Genomic DNA, 16334 nt, shown 5'->3' on the forward strand with positions numbered 1-16334 from the left:
GGGTGAAGAAGAAACCCTGTGCGTGGATAGGAATGAGTCGCTGCGCACTCAGGCTTTGCGCGTGCCCATTGTTCGACGGATGCGAATCGGTGCGGCACTGCCGCAGTTCCGCGGGCATTCACTGCGGCGGGGGGGCGCACGCAGCGAATGTTTGGGAAGAAGTCAGATCCAGATCCGGACCGCTTCAAGGATGCTGGACACACCCAGTTTGCCCAGCGCATTGCGCTTGTGGCTTGAAATGGTTTTCATGCTGAGCCCCAGGCGGCTGGCCACCTGGCTGGGCCGCAAACCCGAGACCAGCAGTTCCAGCACCTCCTCCTCTCTCATCGAAAGGGCATATTGGGAGCCGTCTTCCTCATCGGGCATTCCGCCAGACGGCGCCACGGAGCGTGCCAGGACGGAGGCGAGCTCGCTCGACATGTAGGGCACGCCTTCCCATGCAGCGTGCAGTGCACGCTTCAGTTCTTCCACGGACTCGTTGCAGCCTAGAAAGACGGTGGCGCCGGCCTGCATTGCCGTACGCGTGGTTACCGGAGCAGGGGGGCCGCAGATGAGCATGATGTGCTTGCCGCCGGTGAGAGTGATCACGGATTTCAGTGAGTCGATGCCATGATCCATGTCCCGAGGATGAAACTCCATCATCAGCACATCCACCAGGTTGGATTGCACAGTGTTCTTTACTTCTTCCAAATTGGAAGCCTCGGTCGTCTTGCATCCCGGCAGAATCTTTTTCAGCAGTAGCTTCCAACTGGAGCGGGTAAACTCACTCGGATGGAACAGCAGACAGTTCGGCGTGTTCATGGTTTGCGTATCCGATGGCTGCTGTTTAGAAACGATCATAGTCCGCAGCAAGGTAGGGGTTTTTAAAATTAACAATTTTCATAAACAGTGAATTGGTTGGTGGAGATTCGACTGGCAGGTTGCTGGGGAAATACGAAGGTTATCTGGGATCGAGAAGGGCTGTGGTTTATCGTCGTTCGATTTCATTTCGCTGAATGCAAAACCGGATCGACAGGGTTGAAAATTAGAGAGGTAAAGAGACCTCATAATATGGAATGACCCTGTTTAAGGTCATTAAATCCAACTCTTGGAATGGGCTAAGCAGGCGCTTATGGTTCGACAGCCTAAAATGGCTGAGAGCCGTTTTCAAAATTAGAGAAATCAGAGTCCCTCTGGTGAAAAAGGCCGAGATCGAAGGAGCGATCAGGGTTCGATAAAGCTTCGTCTCAGCCGCTCAGAGTGTCCGCTTAAAGTTCCACTTATCTAGAAAAGCGAAGAGGACTAAATAAATAAAACTAAATTTAGCCGCTTTCTAAGATTTTCCATATAACTGTATATTGTCATAGCAGCCACACCGGCTGTTCTTACTCCACATACAAAAGCGCCCACGGCTCTAACACCCTCAAATACAATGACTCCCGCAACAAAAAAAATCATGCTCGTCGATGATCATGCGATGTTCGCCGAGACTCTGGGGCAATACCTGCGCCTGATGTTCAAAGACTATGAAATTATGGTGGTTACAAGTGCTGAAAAAGCCCGTGAACTCTCCTCCCGCCAGAGCATCGATGTCGTTCTGATTGATCTGGAAATGGCGGACTGTTCCGGTCTGACGCTCCTCGCAGACTTCGCCTCTGCGATGCCCTCGCCAGCCTGCATCGTCGTCAGCATGCACATTCAGGCCCTGTGGATCGAGCGTGCCTTGAAGGCCGGCGCATGCGGATACGTCGCCAAGGATTCTCCTCCCGGAGAAATCGTGACGGCCATCAACTACGCCCTGCGTGGAAAAAAATACCTCTCGCGCAGTGTGGCGCAGTCCTTTGCTGAAAACGCCGTGAGGCTGCCAGCAGGCGGAAAAGAACTGCACAAAGTGCTGAGCAGCCGCGAATTTGAGATCTTCCTGCAGCTGGCCCACGGCAAGAGCCTGAAGGCCATCTCTCTGGATCTGAGCCTGTCTGCCAAGACTGTTTCGGTGCACAAGCACAACATCTGGAAAAAGACCGGCATCGATTCGGGAGCCAAAATCGCCCGCTACTGTGTCGAGCACGGTTTGCTCGCAGGTGGCAGCCCCGCCTTCCAAGCGGCCTGATATTTTCAGCGCTATCTTACACCGCTCACGGAAGCCACAGGGAACGCTCGTGCTGTTCCCTGTTCAAGCGCTGTTCCGCCGACGGTGTTTTCTTCCAAGTAACTCAAAGCAGAATCATCGAAGCGACATTCGGCACTTCGAGCGGAGAACATGCGGGGTGTGGCGCGGTGTTCCGATACCGCGACGGGTGCCACTCGGAACCGGAACTTCGAGCAACATCCTCGTCTGCCACGCTATCAGCAAATTTCAGCGGGCGTGGAACATCAGAGCTGTTCGAATTCGCGATTCAATGTCCTTGATTCATGGCAGGGCTTCACGTGCCGGATCGCTGATGGGAGCGCCCGTCCACACTCAGATATAACATCAGAGCTTCCTGCGGACCATGCTTCCGAGGGGTTCCTCCCATGACCAACAAAAAACCGTGGGCACAGACGATGCTGTGCCCACGGTTTTAAAAGATGCGCCGATCGAAGGTCTTGCGGGGGCCGCCTGTCAACCCATGTGGTTGGGGGAATGCAAGGCCCGTGACGCAGGGCGAAGCGGTGCGGTTTCGTCCGTTTCGGACCCTTTGTAGTAGGATCTGTGGTAGTAGTAGTCGTGGCTGCGTGTGCGCTGGGCCAGACGGTTCAGAACGAGGCCCGTCAGAGGGATGCCTGTCTGGTGCAGTTTGCGGATCGCCTCCTGAATGATGTCCGCTGGAGTGCGGTTGCAGCGGACCACCAGGAAAGTGCTGTCTGCCAGCGCGCCGAGCTCCAGAGTGTCATTCACCGGGATCAGAGGAGCGGTGTCGATGACGATGCGGTCAAAGCCCGCCGAGAATGCCATCTCCTTGAGGCGTTCGACGCCGCAGGTGGAGAGGAGTTCCGCGGGATTGGCCACACGTTTGCCGGCCGGCATGATGGCCAGATGCGCGATGCCGCCGCTCAGGCAGACTTCGGCAAAGGATGCCTCTTCAAGCAGCAGATCGATGACGCCCTTGCGGCTGCTGGGGATGCCGAACACCTGGGCCAGCTGGGAGCGGCGGAGATCCATGTCGATGAGCAGCGTGCGGAAGCCCTGGCTGGCCAGGCTGACGGCCAGATGGGTGGAAACAAAGGTCTTCCCTTCATCTGGAACGGCGCTGACAACCATGTGGCACGTATGCTGGCTTCTGGCCATGCGTGCGATGATGGCGCGGAACTCTCGGAAGCTTTCAGCCACAGCTTTGTGGGCTATCAGCGCCGGCGTCAGTCCCTGCGTTTCATGGCCTTTGGCGTGGGACTCCATGGATTCCGGAGGCTGGCGCAGATTGGCGATCATGCCCAGCACGGGAACGCGAAGCTTCTGCCGGGCGTCATCCACAGAGCGGATGGAGCGGTCCTGAATGACGATGAGACCGATGATGGCCAGGCCGAGCATGAAACCGCCTGCCGTGGAACTGCCCACCACTTTTTTGGCGTTCGGAGAAACGGGCTCTCCTGGCACCATGGCCAGCTGGTGCACCCAGATGGGCGGTGTTTCCATGCCTTTCGAAACGTCCACCTGCTTGATGCGGGTGAGGACGGACTCATAGACAGCCTGGTCCGACTCCATTTCACGCTTGAGCACGTTATACTGAACGGCGAGCTGTTCGAGGTCGAGTGCTTCTGACTCCTGCTTTTTAAGCTGCTCCTGGAGGCGGCGCTCCAGTTCACGCGCGTGGTCGCAGCTGGATTCCAGCATGTGCACCGCATCCGCCAGAATGGTGGTCAGCTGCTGTTCCTGATTGTTGATGACCGCCTGCACCGCTTCGTATTTGGGATGCTTGGGCTTGTAGCGTTCCGCCAGCAAAGCGAGGGAGGATTTTTGATTGCTGATCTGGGTGAGAATGCCCGAGACCTTGGGATGGCTGGCAATGGTGGGCAGGCTGAGCAGCTCATCCCGCGGCAGCTTTTCCTCCTTGCAGGCCTGCAGCTGGGTTTCCAGCGTCAGGCGCTCCTTGGACTGCTGGTTGAGCTCTGAGCCAAGCTCCTTCAGCTTGGAAAGGACGAGGTCCTTGCGCTCGTCCAGGGAGATGGCCTGGTTGGAGCGCTTGTAGTCATGCATGGCGATCTCCGACTTCTTCAGCTTGTCCTGCAGGCGCTGCCCCTCGGACACCAGGTTTTGAATGGCGCCCTGCATGGTCTTGCTCTTCTGGCTCTCCAGCTCCGCCACAAGGCTCAGCACTGCCTGGTTGGAAAGGGAGGCCACCTGCTCCGGGTCTGCGCCGGTCACATTGAAGTCAATCAGACGGGTGTCTTTGCGCAAAGAAATGCGGATCATGGAGCTCACGGTGGAGATCGCATTGTCGCGTGCTTCTTTGGAATTGGCGGGATGTCCTCCCGCAAAGGCGGGCAGCTGAGTGAGGTTCATTTCTGAAACCACACGGCCGACGACTTCGCGGCTTTTGGCAGCCTGGATGAGGGTGTTGACGGCTTTTTCGTCTCCAAGGGAAGGAGTGCCCACGCCGTTGAGACCCAGCAGGGAGTGCTGTTCTGAACCAAACTGAGCGACGCTGACGGCCTCATAGACCGGCTTCTGGCGCTTAAAATACGCGTACCCCAGGACAAGTCCGAACAGGGACAAAGTGATGGGGATCCAGCTATGGCGGCGCATGCCGTCCACCAGCTGTGCAGGATTCAGCATGGATGGAGCGGACTCAGGGTCTGCTTCCAAACGGTGCTGCATCCCGACGGGGGTTTGATGCAGAGATAGGGAGGCGGTTTGCATGTTATTAAAAAAAGCTTTCGGGAACGGTGATGACGTCGTCCTCGCGGACATAAAACATCATTGTCTGACTGCCGGACGCCATGCTGTTGACATCCACCTTGAAAATCTTTTCGGTGCCATCCACGACGCGCTTCACGAGCACCCGCTTGAGATTGGCGATGCGTGTGGGTCCGCCTGCCAGACCCAGCACCTGCAGGATGGTGAGATCCTTCTCCGAAGGAAGGTCATGCGCGCCGGGGCGTTGCACCTGGCCGAGGATGGTGATCCGCTGCACGGAGAACTGGGAGACGAACAGATTCACCTCCGGATGCACCAGGTAATCTTTCCGATAGGCATCCGCGATGACCCTTGCAGCGGCGGTCTGGCTCAGTCCCTGGATTTTGATGGAACCGATCAACGGGCATTGAATGGTGCCGTCCTTGCGCACCCGGCCACCGGCGGTGAGTTCCGGTTCGTTGAACACCGAAACCTGGATCATGTCTCCGGTGCGGATCTGATAGTCGGAGGGGACCATGCTTTTTTGAAAAGCTTCGGCAGAGGTGGCCCCCGAAGGCATGGCGGAGACATCCTGGGCATTGAGCGTCGAACCAGGCCAGATGCAGCATAGTTCCAGGCAGATGCCGGCCATGAAAGTGAGATGCTTGTAGGAGTTCATAAGATGAGGTTCTGAAGTTGATCGGCGGCTTTACCAGGAGCTCGTGAGGCCGGCTCCGACCAGATCACGCACGAATGGCTGCGCTCCGCGGCCGGAGGAGTCGTTGGTGGTGTGCTGGTAAAACACTTCCAGCGAGAGATGGCGGTGCAGCGTGTATTTCATCCAGGGACGCATGAACCTGACGTGGTCCTGGCGTGAACTGGCCACCCCGGCGAGATAGGTGTGATACTGGGAGAAATCATAACCAAAGTCCGCGCCGACGCTGAGCTTCGTTCCCAGCTGCTGCTGGATGCCAAACAGGACTCCTTCCGACTGAAAGTACTGGCCGCTTAGAGATGGAGAGTTTTGCGCCCGTGCATACACATTGGCGTAGAGCGAAGTCTTGGGACCCACCGCATACTTCACCCCCACCATGCCGACGGGAAGCGTGGCATCCCCTGCGGAAAGCGTGTGCAGAAAGTGGACACCGCCGGAACCCGTGATCGCGAGCTTCTTTGACGCTTCGTACTCCAGCCGCACGAGGTAATCCTGGCCGGTCTGCGTACCGCTCTGCTGGATTTCCTGCACCATTTCATTGAACTGCACGCCCAGCCGGAACCTTGGCGAGAATGCATAGTCTGCGAAGAGGCCGAACCTCCACGTTGTTGAAGAGATCAGCGCATTGTAGTGCGTCTGCTGGAGCTGTCCAGTCAGGCCGACGCGCACTTTTTCCGAGACCTCGTACATCACCTGAAGCTGGGGAGTGAAGTTGATGCGCTGCGCCTGCCCGCCCACATCGAGATCGCCACCGGTGACCTGGTTGAAGATGCCCGTCAGTTTGAACGAGGTCTTCTGCATGCGGTAGTTGAACGTCATGCTCAGGTATTGGTTGAGCGAGTTCTGCTGGCTGAACTTGTCGTAGAAGTTGAACTGGGCGTTGTAGTCGGCGAGCAGCTGCATTTTGGCCTTTTCATCCCCGTAGGAGTATTGGAAGCCTGGGCGCAGGCTCCACATGTCGTCGCTCTGAACATTGGTGTTTCTGAGAAACACATTGGAGTCATAGCGCCAGGTGCCGGAGGCGAAGACGCGAAGCTTCCAGTTTTTCAGAAGATTCATCTGATACTTCATGTACTCGTCGAGGAAGAGATCCTCTGAGTCTTTCTGCTCGGCGGCGGACTCGTCTGCGGGCGCAGCCAGAGACGCCTTGGTGCCTGCGGCTGCATCTCGAAGCGTATCCTGTCCTTCTGCTGCAACTGCGTGCAGAACTGCGCAACACACCAGCAGTGCCGCGGATAGACGAAAAGGGGGGAATCTTTTGGAAGTCATCGTCAGATTTAGGGGGTGTCAGCTGAAACGACCGGGAGTGGCTTCTGCGGGGTTGAAAGGTCGGGATTGGAAGAGGGGTTGTTTGGCAGGGTGCCGGGTGTGCCGGGAGTCGAGCCAGGAGTGGAGGTGGTACCGCCGGATGATGGGCTCACGAGCTGGTTCTTAGACTGCTCCACGAGGCTGTTGCCGCTGGACGGGCCTCCGGTAAGGTTGGTGACCTTTCCGGTGTTCGTGTCCACGAGCTCGGCGGAGATTTTGCCGTCGCGATTGAAGAGCCAGATGACGGAACCCTGCGGCACCTTGACCTGGCCGCCCACTTCACCACTGCCTGCGGCGGCTCCTTTGCCGATGCTGACATTGCTGAGACCTTCGCTTACGGCCACGACGGTTCTTCCTTCATCATGCTGCACGGTCCAGGTGGCGGCGGTGATCTGGCGGGAACCTGCCTTGTCATCGGGCGTGCCTGCCTCGCTTTGCCCGGGCTTGCCACCCACGTTGTTGACGATCACACCTTCATCCGTCACGACGGTGACTTTGATGACCGGAACGGCTGGTTTGCTGTCTCCAGGACCCTGAGGGGGCTGATCGATGTGAAACAGCGCTTTTCCTGCAATGATGGTGCACATCACGCTGCCACCGCCATCGCCATTCACGTCTGCACCATCAAACCGCACTTTGGTGTCTGGATAGACAATGATGTGAAGAGTTGGGAGGGGCTTGAGGGAGGCACCGGCTCCGGCGCCGCACTCGATGATGGTTCCGGAGCGAACAGTATCGCCTTTATGAACTTCCTTGGTGCCACCGCCAGGTGTGGAAATCATCACCACGCCTTTGATGGAGGCAAACCTGGCGGAGACTGCGGTGCCTTGCTGGGCATGAAGTGGCGCTGAGGCAACGAAAGGCAGCAGGAGGCAGAGAAAGGCGCGGCGAAGCAAAGTCAGAGTAGAACTGATAGATGCAGGCGCACTCGCTATGAAAACCCGATTGTTTAAAATCATCATGAATTATAAATCACGGGAATATCCATAGAGATGTTTGCGTGGCTTAAATCAGGTTAAGGCTATGCTTATTGACAGCTGTGTGGGCGAGGTGCTGATGGCATGAAAAACACCGTAATTAGTGTGGGTGCCTAGAACACGGAACGGATTCATTCTCCTACGAGTAGAAGGATGCGAGTGCGCTGTGCCGCATGATGAAAGGTGCTGCACATTGCGACATAGCGCTGCCATCGGTGGCGGAAATCGCTACGCCTGTGCGCAAGATCATCCGACTGGCGCGGCGAATTTGCAGCGTGGTGCCGCATCGTGCGGCCTGTAACGAAAAAGACCGCTGCCCCGGCGAGGGACAGCGGTCTCAAGGTAACGTTCGAGATGTGCGGCAGATCAGATGGGCAGCAGCTGCTGGCGCCTGTTTCCACGAACGGTTTCTTCCGTCAGCATCTCTTCCGCAGGAGGCATGCTTTGCCGCCAATCGCGCTGAAATTCCATGTCGTGCGCGGATGAGGTGGATGTTTCGTTGAAACGTTCCCATTCGGTTTCGACGAAGTGATGGAAGCGATCGCGGAAAAGTTTGGCGCTGAAGCGTTCCGCGTTCTTCCGGCATGCGTGCGGATCCCACACTTGTGTGTCGAATTCGGCAATGGCGGCCTGAACGGAGGCGGTGCTTTGCTCGCCGAAAAAGAGGCCGGTTTTGTTTTCGACAACGGTTTCAAGAGCTCCGCCGCGGCCATAGGCGATGACGGGAGTGCCACAGGCCTGGGCTTCAAGGAGGATGATGCCGAAGTCTTCTTCGCCACCAAAGACAAAACCTTTGGCGCGCATGAGGTGGCTCTTCAAAACTTCCTGGGGCTGCCAGCCGAGGACTTTCACGTTGGGTCCGGCGAGGCGGCGGAGCTTGGGGAGTTCGGGGCCATCGCCAATGACGACGAGCTGGCGGTCGGGCATGCCATTGAAGGCCTGGATGAGAAGGTCCATGCGCTTGTAAGGGACGAGACGGGAGGCGGTGACGTAGAAGTCCTCCTTTTCGGTGCAGACATCGAAGCGCTCAATGTTGACGGGGGGATAGACGACGGTGGCATCGCGGCGATATACTTTTTCAATGCGGCGGGCGATGAAGCGGGAGTTGGCCATGAAGGCGTCCACGCCGGCGGCGGTGCGGCTGTCCCACATGCGAATGAAGTGGAGCATGCTGCGGACGAACCAGGACTTGATACCACGATCCATCCTGGATTCCTTCAGATACTGGGTCTGCAGATCCCAGGCGTAGCGGATGGGGGAGTGGCAGTAGCAGAGATGCAGCTGACGCGGGCCGGTGATGATGCCTTTGGCGAACGCATAGCTGCTGGTGATGACCATGTCGTAGCCGCTGAAGTCAAACTGCTCGATGGCGAGCGGCATGAGAGGGAAGCAATGGCGGTAGTATTTTTTTCCGCCAGGGAGCTTCTGCACGAAGGAGGTTTTGACGGGCTTGCCTTTGAGGAACTTGCGGTTCTCATCATCGAGGGCGTCGATGAGGCTGAAGACATCGGCGTCAGGATAGACCTGGAGCATCTGCTCAAGGACGCGCTCAGCTCCTCCGTAAACAGGAAGCCAGTCATGGACGATGGCGATACGACGAGTGGATTTCATGCGGCACATGGAGGGGGTTTTGGGAGTGGGATTGCGGGGGAAAGCAGCTGTGATTTATTTGATCCGGCGATGTGACGGATGACGGATTCGATTTTTTCCTGCACGGCGTCCAGGGCGTAGGTGTCCTGCGCGGCCTGCCGGGCCTGGCGGGCGAGGGTGGAAGAGAATGCTGTGTCGGTTTGCAAACGGAGGAGAGCGGCGGCGAGCTCATCTGCGTTGCCGGGATCGACAAGGAGGCCGGTCTGTTCGTGCTGGATGATCTCCGCCGCGCCACCGGCACGTGAGGCGATGACGGGTTTGCCAGCGAGCATGCCCTCCACGATGACGCGGCCGAAGGGTTCGGGGAAAACGGAGGCGTGGACCACAGCATCTGCCATGTCGAAATAGGGCATGGTATCGGACTGAAATCCTGCGAAGTGGATGCGGCCTTTGAGCTCGGGTTCTTCCGCCTGCGTATGCAGGCGCTGGGCGTAGAGGCGGTCTTCGTCGGTGAAGAGGGCGTCTCCGAGGAGGATGGCGTGGGCCGTGGGCACGGACTTGAGCGCCTCAAGCAGGACGTGCTGGCCTTTCCAGTGGGAGAGCCTGCCGGCCATGAGGACGGTCCATGCGGCGGGCTGAATGCCGAGGCTGGAGCGAAGGGCGGAGGTCTTTGCGGTGGAAGTGCGCTCTTCGGGAATTTGGAAGCCATTGGGAACAACGACGCAGAGATCTGCGCGGCCGCCGCTGGCGATGAAGGCGGCCTTGGTGGCCTCAGAGTTGGCGATCACTTTGCGGGCGCAATAGTTGGCGCAGAAGATCAGAGCTTTTTGATTGAGAGAGCTGAAGTGGCCGTCTGCGATGATGTCGTGAAGATGGAAGATCAAGCGGCGTCCGGCGAGGCGAGCGGCGGGGCCGCCGATGATGAGGGACTTGGCGGTGTTGGCATAGACGACATCGAATGCGCGGGCGGCGCGGGCGATCTGCAAGACCAGATCCAAGATGGCAGGGATGGAGGCGAGGGCGCTGGCAACGCCGGCCTGCTTGTCCACTGCGGAGGCTTCCTCGCCCAGCTTGAAGACATGGGTTTTTACGTGGGCATTTTCGAGGGCGGTGCGGAATTCACCGTCCTGAAACAACGCGACTTCGCTGTCAGCTGCGCGGGCGGCTGCGATGTCCAGCAGCATGAGCTCCGCGCCGCCGAGGCGTCCGGTCTGATCGAGAAACAAAACCTGCGGAGAGGTGGTGCGGGATTTTTTCCGCACAGCGAAGAGCTGGAACGCGAGGCCGGTGGCGATGCCGAGGATGCAGCCGAGCAGACCGGCCCAGATATCGGCGCGATCCATGGCACGGCCGGGGATGGAAGACTGCATGGCTTCCAGAAAGAGATTCATCAGAGTGATGGAACCGATCATCAGGCAAAGGCGCTGCAGCACTTTTTCGAGCGCGCCGAGAGCGAACCAGACGGTGAGACCGAGGATGGCAAATGCGCCGAGATTGAGCCAGAAGTCCATGTAGTCGAGGTATTCGGACCAGTGCTGCGGGAGGAAGGTGAGGCGACGGTTTCCCAAGGTGGGCTTGAGGGCGAGCCAGAGGCCGGCGACGAGAAGGAGCAGCAGTATGACGCGTGCGATTCGTTTCATGAGGTTAGGGCGACCCTGATTTAGCAACGCAAGAGATTAGAAGGCCGCAGAGAAATCCTTTTGAATCGGAACTGTGTGATGTTTTCATTTTGCCTTCGGCTGTGTGCGTTTCGCTTCAGAGCTGCGGTGTAGGTTTATTCAACGCCACCTTAGGCTTGAGGACGCCATCCGGCCTGGCGGTAAACCTCGCAGACCTGAGCGGCGATGTTGTCCCAGGTGAAGCTGCGCATGACGTGCTCGCGGCAGTCTTCGCGTGAAGGAAGTTTCAAACTACCATCGAGCCAGCCGTTCAAGCCGGCGGCGATGTGCTCGGTGCTGGTGCCTTTCAGAACGAGATCTTCGCCGAGGCCATTGACGGTGTCTGGCAGGCCGCCAACAGGAGTAACGAGAACAGGAGTGCCGCAGGCGAGGGATTCGAGTGAGATCAAACCGAAGCCTTCTAGAGCGGAACTGGGCACAATGGAAAGATCCGCAGCGGCGTAAACGGACGGAAGCGTGTTGTCTGGAATGAAGCCGAGGAATTCGACGCTTTTGGACAAGCCTGCACGCATGACTTGTTCTTCCAATTCTGCACGGAGAGGACCCTGGCCGCCGATCATGAGCTTGGCGTCAGGATGCTGGGCGGTGACCTGGCCGAAGGCTTCGATGAGTGTTTCGAGCCCCATGCGGCGTGCGAGCCTGCGTACGCAGACGACGATCTTTTGCTTCTGCGGCCAGACGAGGCGCTGGCGAGCCTCGACGACATCCATGGGTTTAAATTGGTCGACTTCTACACCGCCGGGGATGATGTGAACGCGATCCTCGGGAATGCCGTAGCCCTGGCAGAGCTGATCGCGAAAGGCCTTGGAGAGAACGATGAAGCGATCCGCACGGTGATAGACCGCGCGCTCGAGCATGCGCTTGCACATGACCACGTAGCTTTTTCCGCCTTCGCGCTGGGATTCGCTGGCCCACGGGCCGTGGAAGTGGACCACGTGACTGTCCCAGCGCCGGCCGAGCAAGGCGGGCAGGGCGTAGAGAGCGAAGTGGGAGGCGAGCAAGCGGCCACGCTTTGGCACCACGGCCTCGCGCACGGCTTTCCAGCGGTGCATGAGGGGTTTGCTGGCAGGACCGAGGCAGGTGACTTTCTCAGAGTCACCAAAGCCGTAGGTGGTGACGCGGACGCCCTGGCGCTTGAGGGTGGTGTTCAAACCGCTGAAATAGCGGTCCACTCCGCCAGCGGAGGCTTTCAAATTCATGCCGAGTTGAGCAATCATGATGGTTTCGAAACGTCGCCGATTTTGCGTGCCGGATTGCCGGCCCAGATTTCAAAGGGAGGAATGCTTTTCGTCAGCACCGAGCCGGCGCCGAGGGTGGACTTTTGCCCGATGGTGAGAGGAGTGTTGGGGCGGGCCACAACGATGCTGTGAGCGCCGATGGTGACATCATCCTCGAGGGTGATGAAGTGCGGGGAGCCGATCCATGTTTCTGCCGCCAGGGTGACATGATGATAAATGCGGCAGCGTTTGCCAATGCGCACCTGGGGATGCATGACGATGCCCAGCGCGTAGTGCTCAAGGATGAGGTCCTCGCCCACTGCCGCCTCGGCGGGCAGGAGGCATTTGTGCAGCGCGAAGTTCAAGGTCTTCACGATGCGGGCGGGAAGCTTCCAACCGCGATGCAGGAGATCTCGGCTCCACTTCCAGAGAAGCTCAGGGCTGTGCAAACGCATGGCTGGATTTGTATGATGAAGGGTTTTCAGCGCGGCCGTGCTTCGGGTTTGCCGCGGCAGCGGAGAAGGTCTCTATCATCTTCTGCGCGACGGCGGGGATGGAGATGTCACGCTCGACCCAATGACGGCCATTTTCAGCTAGTTGACGGCGAAGCTTGGGACCGCTGATGAGCTGACGCAGCATGACGGCGAGCTCATCTGGCTGGCGCTGGGTGAAGACGAGGCCGCCTTCGCTCTGACGGATGAGGTAAGGGATCTCACCTGAGTCGGAACCGATGACTGCGGCACCGCAGGCCATGGCTTCGGGAATGACGCGGCCGAACTGTTCCTCCCAATTTGGCTGGGTTTCGGAAGGGAGCACGAGCATGTCCATGGAGGCTAGCCAGCGCGGCGTCTCATGATGGGGAACGTAGCCAGCGAAGAAGATGCGGTCGCGCACGCCCTGTGCGGTGAGGAGTTGTTCGAACTCGGGCTGGAATTCGCCGGTGCCGACCAGAACCATGCGCCAGTCGAGATCGCGGACTTTTCCGAGTGCGGTGGCGAGGGTGCGGAGGCCTTTGGGTTCGACCAAGCGGCCGACGTAGCCGATGACGGGAAGACTGGTTGTGGGGAAGCGCTCGGGGGGCTCGGCTTTCAGGCGTGGATGATAGCGCTCGGGATCGAGGGGCAGTGCGCAGATGGTTTGTCTGCCACGGAAGCCTTTGGCGCGGAGGACATCCGCCACGCGATCGGTGATGGGCAGTGCGAAGCTGGAGGAGCGATAGACCATGGACTCCAGCCAGGAGAAGGGGACGGGGTATTTTTTGTTGATGTTCTGGCAGGAGTAGAAGCCGAAGGGGACCTGGATGGAGCGGTTGTTGGCATGGCAGACCTGCGCCGTGGCGAGCGCATAGGGCTCGTGATTCATGTAGATGACGTCGGGCTTCAGCTCGCGAAGGAACTTCTGCCAGCGCATGCGATAGACGTGGAAAATGATGCTGCCATTTTTCCAGACGGCGCAGCGGATGACGGAGTCTTCCATGCCTTTGCAAGGCTCCTGGCGCAGGGCGTTGCCAAATTCATCGTGCCACTGGTCTGGAACGACGAGGGTGATCTTCCAGCCCGTTTCGCGCTGGACGCGGGCGTAAATTTCCTGATTGATGGCGGTGGCACTGGAGTGGCTGACGATGAGGATGTGCATGACGAATGATTAGGCGGAGGTTTGGCAGTGCAGGGGGGCGGCAGCGACGGCGAGTTTTTTGGTTTCGAAAAAGCGCCTTTCCACGGAGCGGTGGAAGAGGGAGCCGGCGATGACCGCAACGACGATCTGGGCTGCATAGGTGACCAGATAGAGAGAACCCTGAAGGCCGGCGCGACGCAGCAGAGCATCGACCATGGGGATGGGCAGCATGTGGATGAGATACAGGCTGTAGGAGATGGTGCCGAGCCAGCGCAGGCGAACCATGAGCCAGCCACCGGCAAGGGCGCGGTCAAAGCGAGCCAAGGCGGTGATGAGGAGGACAAAGCCAATGACGCAGAATACCTGGGTGCGGTCCGAATGATAGAGATGGGCCGCAGGCTCAGGAGACAAATTCAAGGCGTGCACGAAAACGGCGAGGAGGACCACGACGGCCTGTGCCTGCAAAAAGCGGGCCAGCTGCATCTCCTTTCGGTTTACCAGGATGAAGAGAGCGATGCCTAGGCCGAACTGAAACCAGCGGTCCAAGGGAAAGGGACACGTGGCTTTGGACAGGGAGACCCAGAGGACGGAGACGAGGGTGCAGATATTGAGCAGGGTGACGAGCAGAACGGGGCGGGCGGTGTGTCTGCCGCCGAGGGAAGAGAAGGCCCAGAGAACGCCCGCCACAGCATAAAATGCTATTTCATAGCACAGGCTCCAGGAGACGAAGAGGAAGCAGGCATGACCGGCGGGAAGCTGGACGAGGGTGAGATTGGCCAGCCAGTAGCTGATGCCGTGGTCAAAGGGAGACTCGGGAGGCCGGGCGCCCGCCATGATGCCTTTTGACATCAGGAAGAGGATGGCAAGGTGGGTGAGGACAACGCAACCCAGCGCGACGAGGTAGGGCGGATAGATGCGCCGGCAGCGTGCGACCATGTATTCGCGAAGGGTGCCGCTACGACGCATGCCATTGAAGATGGTGGCGAGGATGCAGTAACCGGAGATGGCGAAGAAGAAGCCGACGCCGATCTGGCCGCGAACGCTGAAGGCGTAGAGGGGATTGGAAAGAAGCTCTTCGTGGCCGAGGGCGATGTAAGCGAGGCAGGCATGGGCCATGACGACCCAGAGGGCAGCGCCACCGCGGCAGGCATCCAGGAGAGAAAGCTGCAGCGGTTTGGCGATGACGGATGGTGATGGGGCTGGCATGACTGTTTTAAATGAGGCCGGCAGGGAGGCGAAAGACCCAGCTGCGGCGCAACTGGGCAACCTGGCTAGCTGAGCATGGATTCCTTGTAGGCTTCCTCGGTCATCTGGGCGATGCGGTCCCAGGTGTAGTTTTTCTCCACGTTCTTGCGGGCATTGTCGCCCATGACCTTGAGGTGCTGGGGATCTGCGCAGAGACGACGGAGCACGGAGGCGACCTGAAGGGCGTCGTGCTCGATGAAGTCACCGTTTTCTCCCGGGGTGATGAAGTCTTCGGTGCCATTGATGCGGGTGGCGACGACAGGAAGCGCGCAGGCGGCGGCTTCGATGGTGGCTAGGCTGAAGGCTTCATACCAGCTGGGGAAGAGGAAGAAGTCGGCGGCGCCGAGGGCCTCGGGGATGTCTTTGCGGAAACCGCCGAAGATGATGTTGTCCGCATTGCCGGTATCGCGTGCCATCTGAGTAAAGCGGGAACGATCTGGATCGTCACCGGCGACGAAGAGGGTGAGAGGGACATCCTTCAAATGGCCCATGGACTGGATGGCGAAGTCGAGACCTTTGCGGGCCCATTCACCACCGGCGAAGATGGCCATGATGCGATCCTGCGGGACGTTGTTCTTGGCGCGCCATGCGTGGCGGGCTTCGGCAGCAAGGGGCTTGAAGCGGACGGTGTCGGCGGCATTGGGGATGATGCGGACTTTGGCGGGGCCGATGTTGTAATGCTTCTGAAGTTCCGCGGCGACGCCGCGTGACACAGGGAGGAACATGGGGGCCTTGTGCCCATCGCGGTGCTGATACAGACGCTTCTCCGCGGCGCAGGTGGCGTTCAGATACATCCAGCGGGTGAGGCGGCGAGCGGGCGAGACTTTCTCGGAGCGGCCGAGGCGATCGAGGATGATCTTTTTGGCGGGCTGGATGTTCTGGATGGTGATGACATTGCCGCGCTGGGTGTTGCAACCGATGCTGTGGACGACGTCAAACTGACCGGGACGCACGCGGCGATTCACTTCGAGGTAGTAGCTGCCGAAGTCGATGACCTCGGCCCAGTTCACGCCGGGAACGCGATGCCAGGCAATTTGTGAGAGATCGAGGTCTTCGGCTTTGCGTGCGTAGAGGTGCACCTCGTGTTTTTTGGCAAGGCGTTCGGCGACTTCATTGACTGCGCGCGCGCTGCCGTCGCGGCGGTTGCAGTTGATCATGGCGTAGGCGATTTTCATTGGGGACTCAGTGTGGGGTTTG

The 16334-nt window shown here is 58.8% G+C and carries 13 protein-coding genes; 1 reads left to right on the forward strand and 12 read right to left on the reverse strand.

What is annotated here, in order from left to right; all coding sequences use genetic code 11:
- Window positions 1-162 precede the first annotated feature (162 nt).
- Complete coding sequence (locus tag ACILSR_RS05825) at window positions 163-801, reverse strand: DNA-binding response regulator (protein ID WP_395748792.1); 639 nt, start codon at window positions 799-801, stop codon at window positions 163-165.
- A gap of 634 nt (window positions 802-1435) precedes the next feature.
- Between ACILSR_RS05825 and ACILSR_RS05830 the strand changes: the two genes are divergently transcribed.
- A complete protein-coding gene (locus ACILSR_RS05830; protein WP_395748793.1) occupies window positions 1436-2089 on the forward strand; it encodes a response regulator in 654 nt (217 codons plus the stop codon).
- 492 nt (window positions 2090-2581) lie between these two features.
- Here the strand turns inward: ACILSR_RS05830 and ACILSR_RS05835 are convergent, their stop codons facing one another.
- The 11 genes from ACILSR_RS05835 to ACILSR_RS05885 form a co-directional block, all read right to left on the reverse strand.
- On the reverse strand, window positions 2582-4732 hold the full coding sequence (locus ACILSR_RS05835) for a GumC family protein (protein WP_395748794.1): 2151 nt from the start codon (window positions 4730-4732) through the stop codon (window positions 2582-2584).
- An 88-nt stretch (window positions 4733-4820) separates the two neighbouring features.
- Window positions 4821-5471: a polysaccharide biosynthesis/export family protein gene (locus ACILSR_RS05840; protein ID WP_395748795.1), complete on the reverse strand. Its 651-nt coding sequence runs from the start codon at window positions 5469-5471 to the stop codon at window positions 4821-4823.
- A 30-nt stretch (window positions 5472-5501) separates the two neighbouring features.
- Window positions 5502-6776: a hypothetical protein gene (locus ACILSR_RS05845; RefSeq protein ID WP_395748796.1), complete on the reverse strand. Its 1275-nt coding sequence runs from the start codon at window positions 6774-6776 to the stop codon at window positions 5502-5504.
- 8 nt (window positions 6777-6784) lie between these two features.
- A complete protein-coding gene (locus tag ACILSR_RS05850; protein ID WP_395748797.1) occupies window positions 6785-7711 on the reverse strand; it encodes a hypothetical protein in 927 nt (308 codons plus the stop codon).
- Between the two features lie 447 nt (window positions 7712-8158).
- Entirely contained in the window at window positions 8159-9403 is a 1245-nt protein-coding gene (locus ACILSR_RS05855) for a glycosyltransferase family 4 protein (protein WP_395748798.1), read from the reverse strand.
- Window positions 9400-11022, reverse strand: coding sequence for a glycosyltransferase family 4 protein (locus tag ACILSR_RS05860; protein ID WP_395748799.1), 1623 nt, complete (start codon window positions 11020-11022; stop codon window positions 9400-9402). Before ACILSR_RS05860 ends, ACILSR_RS05855 begins: the two co-directional genes overlap by 4 nt.
- A gap of 149 nt (window positions 11023-11171) precedes the next feature.
- Window positions 11172-12278, reverse strand: coding sequence for a glycosyltransferase family 4 protein (locus ACILSR_RS05865; protein WP_395748800.1), 1107 nt, complete (start codon window positions 12276-12278; stop codon window positions 11172-11174).
- Window positions 12275-12733 (reverse strand): DapH/DapD/GlmU-related protein, encoded by a 459-nt coding sequence (locus ACILSR_RS05870; RefSeq protein ID WP_395748801.1) that lies wholly within the window; start codon window positions 12731-12733, stop codon window positions 12275-12277. The genes ACILSR_RS05865 and ACILSR_RS05870 overlap by 4 nt, the downstream gene beginning before the upstream one ends.
- Window positions 12714-13913, reverse strand: a complete 1200-nt coding sequence (locus ACILSR_RS05875; protein WP_395748802.1) for a glycosyltransferase family 4 protein — start codon at window positions 13911-13913, stop codon at window positions 12714-12716. The genes ACILSR_RS05870 and ACILSR_RS05875 overlap by 20 nt, the downstream gene beginning before the upstream one ends.
- Before the next feature lie 9 nt (window positions 13914-13922).
- Window positions 13923-15098, reverse strand: a complete 1176-nt coding sequence (locus ACILSR_RS05880; RefSeq protein ID WP_395748803.1) for an acyltransferase family protein — start codon at window positions 15096-15098, stop codon at window positions 13923-13925.
- Between the two features lie 65 nt (window positions 15099-15163).
- Entirely contained in the window at window positions 15164-16312 is a 1149-nt protein-coding gene (locus ACILSR_RS05885) for a glycosyltransferase family 4 protein (protein ID WP_395748804.1), read from the reverse strand.
- Window positions 16313-16334 lie beyond the last annotated feature (22 nt).

The organism is Prosthecobacter sp. (genome assembly GCF_044222565.1).
GTDB lineage: Bacteria > Verrucomicrobiota > Verrucomicrobiia > Verrucomicrobiales > Verrucomicrobiaceae > Prosthecobacter.